This window comes from Oerskovia douganii (assembly GCF_015142735.1).
In the GTDB taxonomy this organism is placed as follows: Bacteria; Actinomycetota; Actinomycetes; order Actinomycetales; family Cellulomonadaceae; genus Oerskovia; species Oerskovia douganii.
The window spans coordinates 15,810-35,530 of record NZ_JACSPN010000028.1 but is presented as its reverse complement, the minus strand read 5'-3'; the positions used below and the strand labels follow the sequence as shown (position 1 = coordinate 35,530).

At 72.7% G+C, this 19,721-nt stretch carries 16 protein-coding genes; 15 read left to right on the top strand and 1 reads right to left on the bottom strand.

Going from position 1 to position 19,721, the window contains the following annotated elements; all coding sequences use genetic code 11:
- Positions 1-45: 45 nt before the first annotated feature.
- Positions 46-567 carry a DUF4870 domain-containing protein gene (locus H9623_RS16745; RefSeq protein ID WP_193721154.1) on the top strand — a complete coding sequence of 174 codons (522 nt, stop codon included), beginning with the start codon at positions 46-48 and terminating at the stop codon, positions 565-567.
- 64 nt (positions 568-631) lie between these two features.
- Here the strand turns inward: H9623_RS16745 and H9623_RS16740 are convergent, their stop codons facing one another.
- Positions 632-1,498 (bottom strand): DUF3097 domain-containing protein, encoded by an 867-nt coding sequence (locus tag H9623_RS16740; RefSeq protein ID WP_193721153.1) that lies wholly within the window; start codon positions 1,496-1,498, stop codon positions 632-634.
- A 145-nt stretch (positions 1,499-1,643) separates the two neighbouring features.
- On the opposite strand from H9623_RS16740, the gene H9623_RS16735 reads away from it, so the two are divergent.
- The 14 genes from H9623_RS16735 to H9623_RS16670 all read left to right on the top strand — a co-directional run bounded on the left by H9623_RS16735 (position 1,644) and on the right by H9623_RS16670 (position 19,615).
- The gene (locus H9623_RS16735) at positions 1,644-3,089 is read left to right on the top strand and encodes an MFS transporter (RefSeq protein ID WP_193721152.1); all 1,446 of its coding nucleotides are present in this window, start codon (positions 1,644-1,646) and stop codon (positions 3,087-3,089) included.
- Between the two features lie 246 nt (positions 3,090-3,335).
- Positions 3,336-4,427: a type I restriction endonuclease gene (locus H9623_RS16730; RefSeq protein WP_193721151.1), complete on the top strand. Its 1,092-nt coding sequence runs from the start codon at positions 3,336-3,338 to the stop codon at positions 4,425-4,427.
- A 248-nt stretch (positions 4,428-4,675) separates the two neighbouring features.
- Positions 4,676-5,692 (top strand): heat-inducible transcriptional repressor HrcA, encoded by a 1,017-nt coding sequence (gene hrcA / locus H9623_RS16725; protein ID WP_193721150.1) that lies wholly within the window; start codon positions 4,676-4,678, stop codon positions 5,690-5,692.
- Between the two features lie 115 nt (positions 5,693-5,807).
- Positions 5,808-6,920: a molecular chaperone DnaJ gene (dnaJ, locus tag H9623_RS16720; protein WP_193721149.1), complete on the top strand. Its 1,113-nt coding sequence runs from the start codon at positions 5,808-5,810 to the stop codon at positions 6,918-6,920.
- Positions 6,921-7,754: a 16S rRNA (uracil(1498)-N(3))-methyltransferase gene (locus tag H9623_RS16715; protein ID WP_193721148.1), complete on the top strand. Its 834-nt coding sequence runs from the start codon at positions 6,921-6,923 to the stop codon at positions 7,752-7,754.
- Positions 7,755-7,822: 68 nt separating this feature from the next.
- The gene (locus H9623_RS16710) at positions 7,823-8,191 is read left to right on the top strand and encodes an HIT domain-containing protein (protein ID WP_193721147.1); all 369 of its coding nucleotides are present in this window, start codon (positions 7,823-7,825) and stop codon (positions 8,189-8,191) included.
- 323 nt (positions 8,192-8,514) lie between these two features.
- On the top strand, positions 8,515-9,543 hold the full coding sequence (locus H9623_RS16705; RefSeq protein WP_193721166.1) for a PhoH family protein: 1,029 nt from the start codon (positions 8,515-8,517) through the stop codon (positions 9,541-9,543).
- The gene (ybeY, locus tag H9623_RS16700; protein WP_193721146.1) at positions 9,543-9,995 is read left to right on the top strand and encodes an rRNA maturation RNase YbeY; all 453 of its coding nucleotides are present in this window, start codon (positions 9,543-9,545) and stop codon (positions 9,993-9,995) included. Before H9623_RS16705 ends, ybeY begins: the two co-directional genes overlap by 1 nt.
- Positions 9,992-11,464, top strand: coding sequence for a hemolysin family protein (locus H9623_RS16695; RefSeq protein ID WP_193721145.1), 1,473 nt, complete (start codon positions 9,992-9,994; stop codon positions 11,462-11,464). Before ybeY ends, H9623_RS16695 begins: the two co-directional genes overlap by 4 nt.
- The gene (gene era, locus H9623_RS16690; protein WP_193721144.1) at positions 11,461-12,408 is read left to right on the top strand and encodes a GTPase Era; all 948 of its coding nucleotides are present in this window, start codon (positions 11,461-11,463) and stop codon (positions 12,406-12,408) included. The genes H9623_RS16695 and era overlap by 4 nt, the downstream gene beginning before the upstream one ends.
- Positions 12,409-12,477: 69 nt before the next feature.
- Entirely contained in the window at positions 12,478-14,025 is a 1,548-nt protein-coding gene (locus tag H9623_RS16685; protein WP_193721143.1) for an alpha/beta hydrolase family protein, read from the top strand.
- Positions 14,026-14,057: 32 nt separating this feature from the next.
- Entirely contained in the window at positions 14,058-15,710 is a 1,653-nt protein-coding gene (locus tag H9623_RS16680) for a PQQ-binding-like beta-propeller repeat protein (RefSeq protein WP_193721142.1), read from the top strand.
- A gap of 106 nt (positions 15,711-15,816) precedes the next feature.
- Positions 15,817-17,469, top strand: a complete 1,653-nt coding sequence (locus H9623_RS20095) for an outer membrane protein assembly factor BamB family protein (protein WP_193721141.1) — start codon at positions 15,817-15,819, stop codon at positions 17,467-17,469.
- 97 nt (positions 17,470-17,566) lie between these two features.
- Entirely contained in the window at positions 17,567-19,615 is a 2,049-nt protein-coding gene (locus H9623_RS16670; protein WP_193721140.1) for a DUF7937 domain-containing protein, read from the top strand.
- Positions 19,616-19,721 lie beyond the last annotated feature (106 nt).

Sequence of the window (19,721 nt, the reverse complement as noted above, 5' to 3'; positions counted from 1 at the left end):
TTCGGTCCGCCCGTCGCGGTCCGGTCCGTTCCCAGAGAGGCCCCGATGAGCAGCCAGAACCCTTCCGACCAGGTCCCTGACTACGGGCAGTACGTCCCGCCGGCGGGGCAGAACGGCGCGCCGGGACAGCCCGGGCATCCTGGCGGGGCCGGACCCCAGCAGCCGTACGGGCCGCCCGCCGGGCAGCCGGGCTACGAGGGCCAGTACCCGCCCCCGGGCTACCAGCCGGCGTCGGCCAGGCCGCTCTCGCCCGCCGACACCAGGACGTGGGCCGGGCTGTCGCACCTCCTGGGTGGCATCCTCGGGTTCCTCGCGCCGCTCGCGATCTGGCTCGTCCTGCGTGAGCGCAGCCACGTCGTGGAGGCCGAGGCCAAGAAGGCGCTCAACTTCCAGATCCTCGTGACGATCGTCCTGATCGCCGCGAACATCGTGCTGCCCGGCTTCCTCGAAGGGCTCGTGGTCTTCGGGGTGTGGGTCACGTCCCTCGTGTTCGGGATCCTCAACTTCCAGGCGTTCAACAACGGTCGCGAGACCTCGTACCCGGTCGACGTGAAGATCGTGAAGTAGGGCCCCGTCGCACGCCGCGAGGGGCGCACCGGGACGCCCGGTGCGCCCCGCGCGGCGTCCGGGCTCAGTCCGCGGTCACGAAGTCGATGAGCTCCTCGACACGCCCCAGGAGCGAGGGCTCCAGGTCGGCGTAGGTGCGCACGGTCCCGAGGATGCGCTGCCAGCCGCGGGCGACGTCTGCCTGCTCGGCCGCGGGCCACCCGAGCTCGCGCAGGATCCCGCGCTTCCACTCGGTGCCGCGCTCGATCACGGGCCAGGCGTCGAGGCCGATGCGCTCGGGGCGCACCGCCTGCCACACGTCGACGTACGGGTGCCCCAGGACCATGACCGTGCCGGGCCGCACGCCCTTGAGCGCTTCCGCGACGAGGCGCGTCTCCTTGCTGCCGGGGACCAGGTGGTCGACGAGCACGCCCACCTTGCGCTCCGCCGTCGGGCTGAAGTCCTTGAGGGCCTCCGCGAGGTTGTCGACGCCGTCGAGGAGCTCGACCACGACCCCCTCGATGCGCAGGTCGTCGCCCCAGACCTTCTCCACGAGCTCGGCGTCGTGCTTGCCCTCGACCCAGATGCGGCTGCTGCGCGCGACGCGCGCCCGGACGTTCGCGACCGCGCGCGAGCCCGACGCGGTGCGCGTCGGGGCGACGGGGGCCGTCGAGGTCACCGGGGCGGTCAGCTCGACGGGCTCGCCGTCGACCCAGAAGCCCGGGCCGAGCGGGAAGGTGCGCGTGCGCCGTGCACGGTCCTCGAGGACGACGACGTGCATGCCGCCGGACTTCTCGACGCGGACCACGGCACCGACCCAGCCGGTCTCGACGTCCTCGACGACGAGGCCGCGCTCGGCGGGCTGGGGGCGGGAGACCGGGCGCCGACGGTGGGGGACCGGGGCGGGGGTCGCGCTGGACAGGACGTCGGAACCGTAGCGATCGAAGCTCACCGACGTCACCCTAGGCGCTGGGGGCGCCTGCGCCCGGGAGGGGCGCGCGGCGAGACACCGGGTGGGGAGCGGATCGGTCGGGCGACGCGACGCCTCCCGGCGCCCTCGCCGGGTGCCCCCGCACCCGCCGTGATACGACTGGCCGGTGAGCACTTCGACCGGACAGGCCGCACCGGACGCCCAGCGGTGGCGCGTCCTGGGGCTGTGCCTCGCGGTCGGGTTCATCACCATGCTCGACGTGTCGATCGTCAACGTCGCGCTCCCGTCGATCGAGAAGGCGCTCGACGCCGGGCCCACCGCGCTGCAGCTCATCGTCGCGGGCTACACCCTGGCGTTCGGGCTCGCGCTCGTGCCGGCCGGGCGCCTGGGGGACGCGGGCGGGCGCCGCACGCTGTTCATCGTCGGTCTCGTCGGCTTCGCGCTCACGAGCCTCGCGGCGGGCCTGGCGCCGTCGGACGAGTGGCTCGCGATCGCCCGGCTCCTGCAGGGGCTGAGCGCCGGCCTGCTCAACCCGCAGGTCATCGGGCTCATCCAGCAGATGTTCTCGGGGTACGAGCGCGGCAAGGCGTTCGGCATGTTCGGTGCGACGATCGGCGTCTCGACGGCCCTGGGGCCGCTCCTGGGCGGCCTCATCATCCAGGCCGCGGGCGAGGAGAACGGGTGGCGCTGGATCTTCGGGATCAACGTGCCGATCATCGCGGTCGTGCTGCCGCTCGCGCTCCGCTTCCTGCCGGCGAGCGTGCGCAGGCCGGGGCCGCGCCGCCTCGACCCCGTCGGGCTGGTCCTCATCGCGGTCGCGACGGTCGCGGTCATGCTCCCGTTCGTCACGACGTCCGGCCAGGGCGACGACCCGACGCGGTGGTGGTGGCTCGCGCTCGGCGTCCTCGCGATCGGCGCGACGATCCTCTGGGAGCGGCGCTACCAGCGCACCACGGGCGCCTCGGTCCTGGACCCCCGGGTCCTGTCGCTCACGTCGTTCCGCAACGGCACCCTGCTCGGCATCACGTACTTCGCGGGCTTCACGGGGATCTTCCTGGTCGCGACCCTGTACCTCCAGAACGACCTGCAGTTCACGCCTCTGCACGCGGGGCTCATCGGCATGCCGTTCGCGATCGCGTCGGGCGTCGCGTCCTGGCTCGCGGGGCGCGGCGTCGCACGGTGGGGGAGGCCGCTCGTGGTCACGGGCCTGGTCGTGGTGCTCCTGGGCCTGGGCGGCGTGATCCTCGCGATCCGCGCCTCGGGCGACGCGCGGGCCCCCGCGGGGTGGGGCATCGCCCTGACCATGATGATCACCGGCATCGGCAGCGGGACCGTCATCTCCCCGAACCAGACGCTGACCCTCGCGCGCGTGCCGCTCGACCTCGCCGGGGTCGCGGGCAGCATGCTCCAGCTCGGTCAGCGCGTGGGCTCGGCCATGGGGATCGCCGTCGTGCTCTCGACCTACTACGCGCTCAAGGCGGGCGGCTCGACCGGGGCGGTCGCGGCGAGCACCGCGATGCTCATCACGGTCGGTCTCGTGTCCGTGTCGCTCGTGGTCGCGCTCGTGGACCTGCGGGCGCGGTCGCACGGCGAGGTCTCCTCGACGCTCTGAGGAGCGTCGGCGCCTGCCGCGACGGACGAACGACAGGCCCGACGGCGGAGCATGCGCCTGCGCGGTCGGGTCACCTCCGCGCTGCATCCATGGGGGAGATGCGGGGCGTCCGTGCGCACTGTCCGGGTGCGGGTCGAGAACATTCGTGAAAGTGGCGTGGGTGAATTGTCGACGCAACGACGTGCGGTGCAAACGGTCCCCGCTAGGCTGCGGCCACCAGTCACGACGTCGAGATGGGGGATTCCGATGGACATCGCGGAGCGGCTTGCCTCGCTGGCAACGAAGGTGCGTCAGCAGAAGGCCTCGATCCAGACCGAGGAAGCCACGAAGAACGCCTTCGTCATGCCGTTCATCTCGCTGGTCCTGGGGTACGACGTGTTCAACCCGAACGAGGTCGTCCCGGAGTTCACGGCCGACGTCGGGACCAAGAAGGGCGAGAAGATCGACTACGCGATCGTCAAGGACGGTGAGGTGCAGATTCTCATCGAGGCCAAGACGGTCGGCGCTCCGCTCGGCATCAATCACGCGTCGCAGCTCTTCCGGTACTTCGCCACCACGAACGCACGCATCGCGGTCCTGACGAACGGTGAGCAGTACCACTTCTTCACAGACCTCGACCGTCCCAACCGGATGGACGACAAGCCTTTTCTGCAGCTGGACCTGTCCGACCTCGACGACTCGCTCGTTCCGGAGATCCAGAAGCTGACGAAGGACTCGTTCGACCTCGACTCGGTGGTCAGTGCGGCCGAGGAGCTCAAGTACATCGGAGCGCTCAAGCGCGTGCTCGCTCTGCAGTTCCGGGAACCTGACGCGGAGTGGGTCAAGGCGCTCACGGCTCGGGTCTACGAAGGCCCGATCACGCAAAAGGTGCGCGAGCAGTTCCGCACCCTGGTCGCGAAGGCGATGAAGCAGTTCCTCGCCGACCAGGTGAACGACCGGCTCAAGGCCGCGCTCGGCGGTCAAGGATATGGCGAGCCCACAGCACCGTTGACAGGAGAGTCGGCTGCGCGCGAGAGCGTCGCCGAGGCCGTCGAAGAGGCAGATCGCGGGATCGTGACGACCTTTGAGGAGCTGGAGGGATTCCAGATCATTCGGGCCATCGCGTGCAGCGAGGTGCCGCCGAGCAGGATCGTGCATCGTGACACGAAGAGCTACATGGGTGTTCTCCTGGACGACAACAACCGCAAGCCCCTGGCTCGCCTCCATTTCAACACGGGCCAGAAGTACGTCGGGCTGTTCGACGAGGAGAAGAACGAGACGCGCCACGCGATCGAGACGCCGGAGGAGATCTACAACTTCGCCGAGCACATCCGCAAGAGCGTTCACTACTACGACTGACCGCGTGGGGCCGGTGTTCGACTGCCGGTGCATCCCCACGCGCCGACGGACTCGGTCGAGCCACGCGCCGCTCCCTGTCGTGCGTCGGTCGTCAGGTCGTCGGGTCGCGTCCGCGCCGCCGCCCGAGGCGCTTCCGCAGACCCCGTGAGGAGCCTGTGGAGGCCGCCCCGAACCTCTCGCTCGACCGCGTAGAATTAGCACTCGACGGTGGAGAGTGCGAGACACGCGACGATCGGCAGGAGGTGGTCATGAGCGAGGAACGACGGCTCGATGTGCTGCGCGCGATCGTCGAGGACTACGTCCTCACCAGGGAACCGGTGGGTTCGCGGGTCCTGGCCGAGCGGCACCGCCTGGGCGTGTCCCCGGCCACGATCCGCAACGACATGGCTGCCCTCGAGGAGGAGGGGTACATCGCCCAGCCCCACACCTCGGCCGGGCGCATCCCCACGGACAAGGGCTACCGCCTGTTCGTCGACAAGCTCTCCACGGTCAAGCCGCTGTCGCCCCCGGAACGTCGGGCGATCGAGACCTTCCTGTCGGAGGCCGTCGACCTCGACGACGTCGTGACGCGCGCCGGGCGCCTCCTCGCGCAGCTCACGGGCCAGGTGGCCGTGGTCCAGTACCCCTCGCTGCGGCGCTCGGGCCTGCGGCACCTCGAGCTCGTGCCGGTCGGTGACCGTCGCCTGCTCGTCGTCATCATCACGGACACGGGTCGGGTCGAGCAGCGCACCCTGGAGGTCGCGGCCGCGCCGGACGACGCCACGCTGGCCGAGTTGCGCTCGCGGCTCAACGCCGTCGCTGCGGGCAAGCGGCTCGCGGAGCTCGGCAAGGGCTTCGCCGAGATCGCGGAGACGGTCCGTCCGGAGCACCAGGACCTCGCCCGGTCGCTCGCACAGCTCGTCGAGGAGACGCTCGCGGAGGAGTCGGAGGAGCGCATCGTGCTCGCGGGCACCGCGAACCTCGCCCGCGTCGGGATGCGGTTCGAGCACGCCCTGCGCCCGGTCCTCGAGGCGCTCGAGGAACAAGTCGTGCTCCTCGGGTTGTTGACCGAGATGGCCGCGGAGTCGGGGGTGAGCGTGCGGATCGGTCACGAGACGCAGCTCGAGGGGCTCGCGGAAACGTCGGTCGTGACGAGCGGATACGGTAACGAGGGTGACTCGGTCGCGCTGATCGGCTCGATCGGGCCGACCCGCATGGACTACCCCGGGACGATCGCCTCGGTCCGCGCGGTCGCGCGATACCTGTCGCGCGTCCTGACCTCATGAGCACGGTTCTTGCGCCGGCGGTCGCTGTGCCGGGTCCTCGGACCCCGGTCACCGCCGCACGGTGTTGTCGGAAGTCGCCGATCCAGGATCGGCGTGCGCTAGTAGAGAGTGACCTGTGAGCGACTACTACGAGATCCTGGGCGTGCCCCGGGACGCGAGCCAGGACCAGATCAAGAAGGCCTACCGCAAGCTGGCCCGTGAGCTGCACCCTGACGTCGCGGGCGAGGCCGCGGAGGACAAGTTCAAGGACGTGTCCCGCGCCTACGAGGTGCTGTCCAGCCCGGACAAGCGTCAGCAGTACGACATGGGCTCCGACCCGTCGGCCGCGGGCGGCGGCATGGGTGGCGGCTTCGGCTTCCAGGACATCTTCGAGACCTTCTTCGGCGGTGGCCAGGCGCAGTCGGGACCCATCCCGCGCGCGCGCCGCGGCCAGGACGCCCTGGTGCGGCTCGACATCGACCTCTCCGAGGCCACGTTCGGCGCTCGACGCGAGCTCCAGGTCGACACGGCAGTGATCTGCGGCACCTGCTCGGGCTCGTGCTGCCGTCCCGGCACGTCGCCCCGCACCTGTGACGTGTGCAACGGTCGCGGCACGGTCCAGCGCGTGGCCCGCTCCTTCCTCGGGCAGGTCATGACGACGGCCCCCTGCGCCGCCTGCCAGGGCTTCGGCACGGTCATCCCCGAGCCCTGCGCCGAGTGCGCGGGCGAGGGGCGCGTGCGCAGCCGCCGCACCCTGACGGTCAACGTCCCCGCGGGCGTGGACACGGGCACCCGGATCAAGCTCACCTCGCAGGGCGAGGTCGGCCCCGCGGGCGGCCCCGCTGGCGACCTGTACGTCGAGATCCGCGAGCGCAACCACGAGATCTTCGTGCGTCGCGGCGACGACCTGCACTGCACGCTCCAGGTGCCCATGACCGCTGCGGCCCTCGGGACGGTCCTCGAGCTCGAGACCCTCGACGGTCCGCAGGAGATCGACCTGCGCCCCGGCACGCAGCCCGGTCAGATCGTCACGCTCAAGAACCTGGGTGTCGGCCACCTGCACACCGGCGGTCGCGGAGACCTCAACGTGCACGTCGAGGTCCAGGTCCCCACGGGCCTCGACGAGGAGCAGGAGGAGCTGCTGCGCTCCCTCGCGAAGGCTCGTGGCGAGGAGCGCCCGGACCCGCGCCTGTCGGCCGCGCACCCGGGAGTCTTCTCCCGCCTGCGCGACAAGCTGTCGGGGCGCTGAGTGAGCGCGCCGGTCTTCCTCGCCGAGGCGAGCGGCTCGTCGGAGGGCGGGGCCGGGGGCGGTCTCTCCGGCTTCCCCGTGGGCTCGCTCTACGTGCTCGACGGCGCCGAGGGGCGGCACGCGGGCGTCGTCCAGCGTCGGGCCGTCGGTGAGGACATCGACGTCGTGGACGGCGAGGGGCTGCGCCTGCGGTGCACCATCGAGGCCGTCGCAGGTCCCGGGGTCAGCCTGCGGGTCCGCGAGGTCGTCCAGGAGCCGGCTCCCGACGTCGTCGTGACGCTGGTCCAGGCGCTCGCCAAGGGCGACCGGGACGAGATGGCGATCGAGGCGGCGACCGAGGTCGGCGCCGACGCCGTCGTCCCGTGGCAGGCCGAGCGGTCGATCGTCGTGTGGCGCGGCGACCGTGCGGCGAAGTCGCGCGCCCGCTGGCTCGCGACGGTCCGCGCCGCGACCAAGCAGGCGCGTCGCGCACGGCTGCCACGCGTCGATCTCGCGATCGACACCCGGGGGCTCGTCGACCGCACCCGTCAGGTCGTCGAGGCGGGCGGTGCCGTGATCGTGCTGCACGAGGAGGCGCTCGTCCCCCTCGCCGAGGTGCCCCTGCCCTCGCCCGGCGACCCCGCCGCGGCGTCGAGCCATGCGCCCGAGGTGCTCGTCGTCGTCGGGCCCGAGGGCGGGATCTCCGAGCGGGAGGTCGAGGCGCTCACCGAGGCCGGGGCGCGCACCGCCCGCCTCGGGCCGCACGTGCTGCGGACCTCGACCGCAGGGCCCGTCGCGATCGCGATGCTCGTCCAGCGGCTCGGCCGGTGGGACGGGGCGGACGAGGGACGGTGACGTCCGCTGACCCGGCCGGCCCGCCCGCACCCCGGGCCGCGGCCCGGGGGCGGGGGTAGCCTGCCGTCATGACCAGCAACGACACCCCTCACCCGACCGACCCGGACTGCCTGTTCTGCAAGATCGTCGCCGGGGACAGCCCGGCGACGATCGTCGCGTCCACGGACCAGGCCGTGGCGTTCAAGGACATCAACCCGCAGGCGCCGCTCCACGTGCTCGTCGTCCCGCGCGCGCACCACGGGGACATCGCGCAGCTCGCCGCCGCCGACCCCGACCTCCTCGCGGGGGTCGTGGCGCTGGCCGACGAGATCGCGAGCGAGCAGGCCGACGGGCAGTTCCGGCTGATCTTCAACTCCGGGCCGCGCGCCGGGCAGAGCGTCTTCCACGTCCACGGGCACGTCATCGGCGGCAAGGAGCTGGGCTGGACCCCTGCCTGACCGTGGGCCGTCCGCCCGCCCCGTCCGTCGAGCCGCCGGGTGGGGCGGGTATTCGCCCTGACCCGGCGGTGCGCGCTCGATATCATGGACGCACCACGAACCACACAGACCTTCCGAAGGAGTGCCTCGGCGCAAGCCGGCTCATGCCATCCTCGACACCGCCCCCACCGAACGGCCCAGCGACGCCCGGCTCCGGAGGCCCCTCCCGCGACCAGGAGCGCGCCCGCACCGGACGGGCCGACGGGACCGGTGGCCTGGAACCGCCGGCCCACCACCCGGGAGCACGGGTCGAGCACCGCATCGTCGTCCCGGCCCACGTGCCCATGGTGGACCTGCTCGGCAGCGGCGACGTCGTGCTGCGTGCGATCGAGGCCGGTTTCCCCACGATCGACGTGCACGCCCGTGGCAACGAGCTCGCGGTGACCGGCCCCGCGGGCGACGTCGCGCTCGCCTCGCGGCTCCTCGACGAGCTCGTCGAGGTCGTCGAGTCCGGGACGCGCCTGACGCCCGACGTCGTGACCCGCTCGGTCGCGATGCTGACCGCGGCGACCGCGACCCGGCCGGCCGAGGTCCTCACGTTCAACATCCTCTCGAGCCGGGGCCGGACCATCCGGCCCAAGACCGTGGGGCAGAAGCGTTACGTCGACGCGATCGACGCGAGCACCGTGACGTTCGGGATCGGACCGGCGGGCACCGGCAAGACGTACCTCGCCATGGCCAAGGCCGTGCAGGCTCTCCAGGCCAAGCAGGTCAGCCGCATCGTGCTGACCCGCCCCGCCGTCGAGGCGGGGGAGCGGCTCGGGTTCCTGCCCGGCTCGCTCTCGGAGAAGATCGACCCGTACCTGCGCCCGCTCTACGACGCGCTGCACGACATGATCGACCCCGAGTCGATCCCCAAGCTCATCGAGTCCGGGACGATCGAGGTCGCGCCGCTGGCATACATGCGCGGTCGCACCCTCAACGACGCCTTCATCATCCTCGACGAGGCGCAGAACACCTCGACCGAGCAGATGAAGATGTTCCTCACCCGCCTCGGGTTCGGCTCCAAGATGGTCATCACGGGCGACGTCACGCAGGTCGACCTCCCCGGTGGCACACCGTCCGGGCTGCGGGTCATCGAGGACGTCCTGACCGGGGTCGACGACGTCGAGTTCTGCCGCCTGACCTCGACCGACGTCGTCCGGCACCGCCTCGTGAGCGACATCATCGACGCGTACGCGCGCTGGGACGTGAGCACCGCCCGCCCGGCCCGGGACGGCGGCGGGCACGCGCACGGCGCGGGCAGGGGCGGGGCGCCCCGACGCGATCGACCACGAGACCAACGAGACCAACGAGAGCAAGGGGCACGCTGATGAGCGTCGAGATCAACAACGAGTCCGGCTACGAGGTCGACGAGGCGGAGTTCGCCGCCCTCGCGCGCTACGTCCTGGACGCCATGCACGTGCACCCGCAGAGCGAGCTCGGCATCCGGTTCGTCGAGTCCGACGTCATGTCCGAGCTGCACGTGCGCTGGATGGACGAGCCCGGGCCCACGGACGTGCTGTCCTTCCCCATGGACGAGCTCCGTCCCGGGCGTGACGGCGACGTGACGCCCGCGGGCGAGCTCGGAGACATCGTGCTCTGCCCCGAGGTCGCCGCGCAGCAGGCCGTGACGGCGGGCCACTCGACGACCGAGGAGATGCTCCTGCTCACGACGCACGGCATCCTCCACCTGCTGGGCTACGACCACGCGGAGCCCGAGGAGGAGAAGGAGATGTTCGCCCTGCAGCGCAAGCTCCTCCTGACCTTCCTCGCCAGCCGATGACCGAGGTCCCCGTCGCGCTGCTGCTCGTCCTCGCGGTCGTGGGCGTGATCCTCGCGGGCGCCCTCGGCGCGGGCGAGGCCGCGGTCATGCGGGTCACGCGCGCTGCCGTCACCGAGGCGGCCGCCGAGGCAGAGGCCGGGACGTCGGGCTCCGGCGGAGGACCTGCCGGTCCGCTGCCGCCTCGCGTGGTCCGGGTGCGCCGGGTCCAGGCGCTGACCGAGGACCCGCCGCACACCGCGGCGGCTCTCGCGTTCCTGCGCGTGGTCGCCGAGATGCTCGCGGCGGCCTGCGTGACGCTGCTCGTCTCGGCGTGGCTCGACGACTGGTGGCAGGCGCTGCTCGGGGCCCTGCTCTTCGTCGTGCTCGTCGCCCTGGTCTTCGCGCGGGTCGCTCCGCGTGCCCTCGGGCGCCAGCATCCCGTGCGGGTGCTCCTGACGCTCTCTGGCGTCCTGACTCCCGCGGTGCTCCTCACGGGGTGGCTCGTGCGGTTCAGGGGGGCGAAGGACGACGCGGACGGCCCCCACGAGCGCGAGCTCCAGGACATGGTCGACCGGGTGAACGAGTCGGAGATCATCGAGGAGGAGGAGCGCGAGATGATCCGCTCCGTCTTCGAGCTCGGCGACACCCTCACGCGCGAGGTCATGGTCCCGCGCACCGACATGATCACGACCCCCGCCTCGACGCCGCTGTCCAAGGCGCTGGCCCTGTTCCTTCGCTCGGGCTTCTCGCGCCTGCCCGTGACGGGGACGTCGGTCGACGACCTCGTGGGCGTCGTGTACTTCAAGGACGTCGTGAAGGTCGTGCACGGCTCGCCCGAGGCCGCGTCGCGCCGCGTCGCCGACGTCGCACGGCCCGCGATCTTCGTGCCCGAGTCCAAGCCGGTCGACGACCTGCTGCGCGAGATGCAGGCCTCCGCCTCGCACATCGCGATGGTCGTGGACGAGTACGGCGGCGTCGCGGGGCTCGTGACGATCGAGGACGCGCTCGAGGAGATCGTGGGCGAGCTGACGGACGAGCACGACCGGTCGGGCCCCGAGGTCGAGGACCTGGGCGACGGGACCTTCCGGGTCCCTGCGCGCCTTCCGCTCGACGAGCTGGGCGAGCTCTTCGACCTCGACATCGAGGACGACGACGTGGACACGGTCGGCGGCCTGCTCTCCAAGGCGCTCGGCAAGGTCCCCCTCCCGGGGTCGACGGCCGAGGCCCAGGGCGTGCACATGACGGGCGAGCGGGTCGAGGGGCGACGCAAGCAGCTCGCGACCGTGCTCGTGCGCGCCGTGAGCACCGAGGTCCCCGACCACCCCGAGGCGCCGTCGGGTACCGAGACCGACAGGCGCGAGCGCGCCGAGCCGCGCGACCGCGGCTCCAGAGACCGACAGACGACCCCCGAGCGCGCGGAGCGTGCCGGGCGGACCAGTGACAGCCCGCGTCGAGCGGGCGAGTCGAACGAGAGAGAAGCACACCGGTGACCCAGAACGACCACGCCACAGCAGAGCACAAGGCCGGCTTCGCGTGCTTCGTCGGACGGCCCAACGCGGGCAAGTCCACGCTCACGAACGCCCTGGTGGGACAGAAGGTCGCGATCACCTCCGGGCGACCGCAGACGACGCGCCACACGATCCGGGGCATCGTGCACCGCCCGGACGCCCAGCTGATCCTCGTGGACACACCGGGGCTGCACCGTCCGCGCACGCTCCTCGGTGAACGGCTCAACGACCTGGTGCGTGAGACCCTCGCGCAGGTCGACGTCATCGCGTTCTGCCTCCCCGCCGACCAGAAGGTCGGCCCCGGCGACAAGTACATCGCGGCCCAGCTCGCCGACCTGATGAAGGGGCGCCGGCCCACCCCGGTCGTCGCGGTCGTCACCAAGGCGGACCTGGTGGACCGCGAGACGCTGACCAAGCACCTGCTCGCGGTGGACCAGCTCGGCGAGTGGCAGGACATCGTGCCGGTCTCCGCCAAGGACGGCTTCCAGGTCGAGACCCTGGAGGACGTGCTGGTCAAGCACCTGCCCGCCGGCCCCGAGCTGTACCCGGGAGGCGAGCTGACCGACGAGCCCGAGGCCGTGATGGTCGCCGAGCTCGTCCGTGAGGCGGCGCTCGAGGGTGTGCGGGACGAGCTGCCGCACAGCCTCGCCGTGGTCGTCGACGAGATCGTCCCCCGCGAGGGATCGGGCAACCCGGAGACGGGCAGGCCGCCGCTCCTGGACGTCCGGGTCAACCTCTTCGTGGAGCGCGACAGCCAGAAGGCGATCATCATCGGGCGTGGCGGGTCGCGCCTGCGTCACGTCGGGACCGAGGCCCGCAAGGGCATCGAGGCGCTGCTCGGCGCGCGCGTCTACCTGGACCTGCACGTCAAGGTCGCCAAGGACTGGCAGCGCGACCCCAAGCAGCTGCGCAAGCTCGGGTTCTAGGGTGGGCCCCCTCCTGTTCTCCGGACGCCCCCCGGGCGGTCGGCCCCTGTCGTGCGAGACGATGCTGACGTGATCTTCCGTACCGCGGCCACGAGCGCCGCCCTGGCCATCGGCCTTGCCCTGGTGGGGGCCGTGACCGGTCCTCAGTGGTCCCCGGTGCCCGTGACCGACCATCTCTCACCCACGGCGGCGGACACCGCGATCGGCGGCCAGGGGCAGGACGTCCAGCCCGTCGGGACGTACGAGGTCAAGGAGACCGAGGTCGTCGTCCGGCTCGAGGGGACGAGCGTCGACGGACTCCTGCGTGAGCCCGTCGGCGCTCCCGACGGGCTCCCCGGGGTCGTGTTCCTGCACGGTGCCGGGACCGGTGCGGCGGACGAGGCGTTCGTCGAGGTCGCGACCGACATGGCGAGCGCGGGGATCGTGACTCTCGTCCCGTCCAAGCGGCTCGACACCTACACGACCCGTCACCGCGACTACGTCGACATGGCCGACGACTACCAGCGGTCGGTGGAGCTGCTGCGGACCAGACCGTCGGTGGACCCGGAGCGCGTGGGGCTGTACGCCGAGTCGGAGGGCACGTGGATCGCACCGGTCCTCGTGGACCAGGACCCGGACGTGTCGTTCCTCGTCATGGTCTCGGCTCCCGTCGTGCCGCCGCGGCAGCAGGCGGGGTTCGCGGTGGACTCCTACCTGCGCAACACGGGGGTGCCGCAGGGGGTCTTCCGTGCGATCCCTCGGGCCGTGGGCATGGAGATGCCCGGGGGAGGGTTCGAGTACGCGGACTTCGACGTCACGCCCTACCTCGAACGGCTCGACGTCCCGACGCTCGTCGTCTACGGCACGGCCGACCCGTCGATGCCGATCGAGCAGGGGGCGCTGCAGATCATCGCGGACGCAGGAGCCAACGGGAACCACGACGTGACGGTCCGCTACTACGCGGGGGCCAACCACGGCATCCGGGTGGGCGGGTCGTTGGTGCCGGACTTCGCGCGCGACGTCTCGGCGTGGGTCCAGGGGCTCCCGGGCACGGCCGGCGCCGAGCCCGCGGTGGCGGGTGCGCAGCCGGACCAGCTCTACCTGGCGTCGGCCGTGCCGAACCCGAGGTGGTACGGCAACGGGGACATCGTCATCGGGTTCGTGATCGTGGGTGGTGCGCTGCTGGTCGTCGGGCCGCTCGTGTGGCTCGTGACCGGCCTGGTGCGCCGGGTGCGTCGTACGTCGCGCCCGGCGGGGCGGCTCGCTCCCGGGCTCCGGTGGCCGCTCGTGGGGCTCGCGGTGGGGTCGGTCGCGACCATGGTGGGCCTCGTGGTCTACCTGGTGTCCGTCGCGAGGCTCGCGCTCGACTACCAGACCGACGCGTGGGTCGTCCAGGGCGGCTGGATCGCGGTGCGCCTGCTGGGCCTGGCCACGGTGGTCGCTGCCGCGTTCATCATCAACCGCCTCGCGGACCTGCGGACGGCGCACAAGGCGGTCGCCGCGTCCCCCGAGGGGGGAGTGGTCGTGCGTCCGGCCACCGGCGTCGGTGCCCGGGCCACGCTCTGGGCGACCGTCGCCGGATCCACGATCCTGCTCGTCACGCTCGCCTACTGGGGCGTGTACCAGCTCGGCATCTGACGCCCCGGGACGGCGGACGCTAGGGTCGGCGCATGAGAAGGCGCGGGCGCGGTGCAGCGGGGGCGGGCGTGCGGGTCCTCGGGTTCGAGGACATCGAGGACGTCGACGACGTCGAGGAGGCTCGGACCGGGCGGGATCCGTCACCCGTGGCGGCTGCCACGGTCGAGGACCCCGACGTCGCAGCGTCCCTCGGAGGGCCGGTGACCGACCCGACGTCGGACGGCTCGGACGGCCCGGGCACCCCGGGCACCCCGGGCACCCCGGGCACCCCGGGTACCTCGGGCACGGACGGCCCGGACGCGGTGCGCCGGCCGAGGTCTCTCCGGTCCTGGCTCGTCGTGGGCGTCGGCGTGGGCGTGGGCGCCCTCGTCGTCGGCGGGCTGGTGGTGGGTGAGGCGGCCGATGCCCGGCGTACGGACCGTGTGGTGGCGGCCGGTGGGTTGAGGCCGCTGGCCGCGGACGCCGAGGTCGTCTGGCGGATCGAGCCGCCCGAGGTCTCGGGTGACCCGTCGCTGGTGGGGTGGACCCTGCCGATCGACGTGGGAGGCACGCTCGTGCGGGCAGGAGCCTCCGTCTCGGGGCACGACCCGGCCACGGGGGAGCTCGTGTGGCAGGCGCCGGAGGCGTTCGGATCGGAGGGCCCGGGGCAGCGGACCACGTACTGCGAGGAAGGGGCCGAGGGATCGGACCTGCAGGGCCTGATGGCCTGCACGACGATAGCGTTCGTGCGCGAGCCCGGGGTCGGTGCGTCGACCTACCGTGAGCGGTTCTCCGGCCTCCAGGTGCTGGACCCGGCGACCGGCGCGGTCGTCGCCTCGCACGCTCTCGAGGAGGGCACGCGTGGCGCAGTCGTCTTCGAGGACGGCGTCGCGACGGTCCGCTGGGGAGCCGACGGGCAGGCCGTGGTCACCCTGAAGGACCTCGACACGGCCGAGGTGGTCTGGACGAGGCAGGTCGACGTGGTCCTTCCGGAGGGTGCACGGCCCGACGACGAGTACCTCGGGCTGTGGAGAGAAGGGGACGAGCTCGGGGTGTTCGGTGGCAGCGGGATCGTGACGCTCGACGCCGCGGGCGTCGCCGGTGCGCAGGCCTCCCGCTCGTTCGTCGTGCCGCTGCGAGAGGGACGCTCCGTCGTCCAGGGCTCGGACGGCAGCGCCTCGGCGGTCCTGGACCGCGAGGGGAACGAGGTGTTCCGCGCCGAGGGCCAGGTCCAGGAGTTCGGCGTGACCGACGGGTCACCGACCAGTGTGCTGCTCGTCACGGAAGGCGGTGGCGTGATGGACGCCCTCGGGTCGATCATCCGGCCGGTCACGACGGCCCACGACCCGGTCAGCGGCCGCGCGCTGTGGACCGAGGAGCGGCAGGTCGACGTCGCCGTCGCCCAGGTGGGCGACATCGGGGTGCTGTCGGGCGTGGGGCGGTTGTGGGCCGTCGACCTGGCCTCGGGCGAGCAGGTCTGGGAGGCGTCGGGCGTCCGCTTCTACTCCACGGCGTTCACGGACGGCACCGACCTGTACCTCGTGGGGTCCGGTACGTCCGGCGGGACGAGGATCACGGCGATCTCGATGGACTCGGGGCAGGAGCTGTGGGTGCGGGACCTCGCGGACTCGTTCGACACGGCGACGTCCGTGGGCGGGACGCTGATCGGGTGGTCGGACGACGGCACGATCTTCGGCGTCGGCTGACCGGTAGCAGGCGCACGGCTCCTGCGTGCGGGCGACGAGGCGTCCGATCCTCCTGGCCGTCCCCCCCCGGCCGACCGGTTCGGACGGAGCGGACTACCGTGGAGAGGTGGCTCCACGACGTCGTGAGCAGGACGCCCACGCCGTCGAGCTGGTCGAGGTGACCGAGCTCGACGACGACTTCGACGCGGGGTCCGGCCCGACCGGACCGCCGTCGGCGGCCGGGTCGCGCCGGGCCCGTCCACAGGGCCCCCGACCACCGTCGACGCCGCGGCCCGTGGACCGGAGCGACGAGCGGTCGGTGCAGGATCCTGCGGGCCCCGGCCAGGAGGACGCGCACGACCCGCGCCGCAGGTGGCACGTCCCCGGTCTCGTGGTGCTCGGTGCGGTGCTCCTGGTGGGCGGCATGGGTGCTTCGCTCGTGGCAGGTGGTGCCATCGAGCGTGAGCGGGCCGACCGGGTGGCGGCCCAGGTGGGAGGCCTGTGGCCCGTCGCCGACGAGCCCGTCCCCGTGTGGCGGGCTCCGACGGGGGCAGCCTGGCCCGCCGCGGTCGACGGGCAGGTGGTGATCGTCGAGCCCGGCGGCGTGGTGACCGCTCGTGACGTCGTGACCGGCGAGGAGGTGTGGACCGCGGACCTGCCGACGGGTACGACCACCTGCGGCCCCGACCTCCTCGACCCGCACGCGGCCGGGTCCCCGCTCGTGTGCGTCACGGCCCGGGGGGAGACGGCAGGGACGGGGCGGCCCGACGACGGGTTCCCTCTCCTCGTGACCGTCCTCGACCGGACGGGCGGGACCGTGGGGTCACGTGGACTGGGCGACGGCGTCCTCGCCGCGGCACCGCTCGCCGACGGCCTCGTCGCGACGGCCTCGCGCGGGGACGGTGGCGTCGTGGTGACCTGGGAGGGGGCCCTGGACGGGGCCGCCACCAGGTCTCGGGCTCTCGAGGGCGCGCAGGTGCCGACCGACGCCGTCGGGTCCCCCGGCGACGGAGAGGCGGCAGGGACGCCCGGCCGAACGGACCACGTCGAGCTGATGTCGATGCGCGGGCTGCTCCACGTCAGGACGGTCGACGCCTCGGCGACCTTCGACGCCGCCGGCGACCGCGCGGGCGAGCGCCTGCGGTCGCAGGGACCCCCGGGCGGCTGGGCGGACGGCGGGGCGCTCGCGGGCGACCTGTCGGTCAGGGTGTCCACCGACGACGGGTCGGGGCAGGGGGACGTCGTCGACGTGCTCGGGCCGGACGGCCGGACACGACTCAGGATGCCGGGCGAGCCGTTCGTGCCGGAGATCACGGGCGGTGTCCCGCCCCGCGTCGTCGTGGTGCGGATGCCTGGTTTCACGGGCTACGACGTGGTCTCGGGCCGTCGCCTCTGGCACCGCGAGGAGTGGCCCGAGGTGCTCTGGCTCCAGACGGAGGACGTGGTCGTGGTGGAGTCCGGGTCGCGGCTCATCGCGCTCGAGACCGGGACCGGGCGGGAGCTGTGGCGGCGATGGTTGACCACGGAGATCGTCCGGGCGTTCACGGACGGCGACTCGCTGCTGCTCGTGACCTCGGGGGACGGTTTCGACCCTCCGCCCGACCCGACCTCGACGGGCGTCGTGTCCATGAACCTGTTCGACGGACACGTCGAGTGGCGGCAGACGTTCGACGGTGAGCGCCACGAGATCGTCGCCGCGCAGGGGATGCTCTTCGCCGTCACCCGCTCCGAGGTCATGAGGCTCGGCCGAGGGTCACGCGGGTCGAAGTGGGAGACTTGAGCCATCGGTGATCTACCGGTAGAAACTGACGGGGCCGTCGTGGCCTGATCCGGGCCCGACCGATCCCGAGCCCGGTGTGATCTGTAGGGAGAGCGCGATGACCAACGAGACCGACCCTGGGCCCGGCCCCGATCAGCACCCGCCGACCCGGACGCACGGCGAGCCCGCCGCCACGGGCCCGTCCGAGGAGACGGCTCCCCGAGGCGCCTCTCCCGTGCTGGAGGAGGGCACCCAGGAGCCCGCGCAGTCCGCGCAGTCCGCAGGGAGCGCCCCGTCCGCAGGGAGCAACCCGTTCGCGGGCATCCCCGTGAGCGACTACGTGCGCGACGGCGTGGCGGCCCTGCTCCTGTTCGTGTCGCTGACCATGCCGTGGGACCTGCTGGGGCACAGGGCGTCGGACAAGATCGAGGTGATCCTCGTGACGGTCGTCTCGTTGCTGTCGCTCTCGCTGCCGTACCTTGCGCGGACCGGCGCCCTGCCGGCGACGTGGACCGTGCACACGACCCGTCGGGCCCGCCTCGTGGCCAACGCCCCGTACGTGCTCCTGGCCGCCGTGTACATCGTGCTCGACCTCGTGAACCGCGACGCGGGCAACGGGTGGGGCGGGGTCGGGTCGGCGCTCTCGCTGGGGCTCGCGGGAGCCCTTCTCGCCGCGCAGCCGCGCCAGGCCGAGCTCGGACCGGTCGACCAGGACCGGGCGGTGTCGCGGTTCTGGACGCTGGTCCTGACGGTCGTCGCCGGGGTGGCGCTGGTCGGTGCGCTGGTCGCGTTCGTGCTGACCTTCACCCTCGGCGTGCCGCCGCTCCTGGTGCTCGGGTTCCTCGTCCTCGCGGCCATGACCGTCGCGCTCGTGGGGTGGCCGCTGTGGGGCGTCCTGCGGCACGACGAGGCGTGGCGGCTCGTGCTCGTCGGCCTGGGTGTCGCGCTCGTGGTGCTCTTCGTGCTCAACACCAGCAACCAGGGCGTGAGCATCGACTCGTTCGCCCTGGGCCGCTTCGGGCTGCTGCTCGTCCCGGCGGTCGCCGCGGTCGCGTCCTCCCCGGCGCTGGCCCGGACGACCGCCACCTCGTCGCCCGTCACGACCTGGGTGGGCGTGGCGGTGCGCGCGCTCGACCTGATCGTGGTCGTCGCCGCCGGCACCGCGCTGATCGGTGTCTTCACGCTCGCGGCCGGTGAGCGTGGAGCGATCCTGATCCTCTCGATCGTGTTCGGGGTGCTCGCAGCAGGTGTCGCGCTCGTGGGCCGCCGGTCCCTGGCCCGGGACGCGGTCGCCGGACGGACGCTGGCCCTCGGGGCGGCGGGCGTGGTCGCGCTGCTGGGCATCGTGCTGCTGATCGTCGCGACGAACCAGGCCGGCGCGAGCTTCGGGACGCCTCTGCTCCTCCTGGCCTACGGGCTGCCGCTCGTCGTGGTGTTCGCGCTCACCGTTCCTGCCGAGGTCCGGACGCACTTCGCGGAGAACCGCCCGACGTCGCTCGTCGGTGCGGACACCGCTCCGAGCGCGTACGTGTGGCAGCCGCCCGCGCCGCGTCCTGCGCGTCCCAAGCCCGCGCAGGAGCCGGTCGCCGGCCCGTACGGCAGCGGCAGCTACGCGACCGGGCCCGACGGCTACGGCCCCGAGGCCGGCGAGCAGGAGCACGAGCCGGCCGCGGCGCCGTCCCGACCGACGCCCGCCTCCTCCCCGGTGCAGCAGGTCCGCTACGCGCCGAGCCAGCAGGCGACCCAGCCGGTCCACCACGAGGAGACGGCCCAGCAGTCGCCGCACGCGGTGCGGGAGACGGCGCGCCCGGTCGACCAGTACCGGACGCAGGTCCTGCCCGCCCAGGGCAACGAGCCGTCGCGCCCGGTGCAGCCGGTCGTCCCGGAGCGCTCGGGGTACGCGGCGCGTCCGGGCTACGCAGCCCAGTCGGTGGGCGACACGGCCGTCCTTCCGCCCTACCAGGACCCGCAGCCCGCGGGGTTCACCGCGGCCCAGGCCCTGGACCCGTCCACGCCTCTCGAGGTGCTCGCGCAGATCGTCCAGGAGGCCCCGCACCTGCGCCCGCAGGTCGCCGCCAACCCGTCGACCTACCCGGCGCTGCTCGAGTGGCTCGGCAACCTGGGTGACCCGGCGGTCGACGCGGCACTGCGTTCGCGGGGACGCTGACCCGGCGCGACACGCCGAGGCGCGCCCGACGACGTCGCTCACGCGAGCAGGGTCGTCGGGCCGCCCGGTCCGGTCGTGAGGCGGCCCGACGACGCTGCTCACGCGG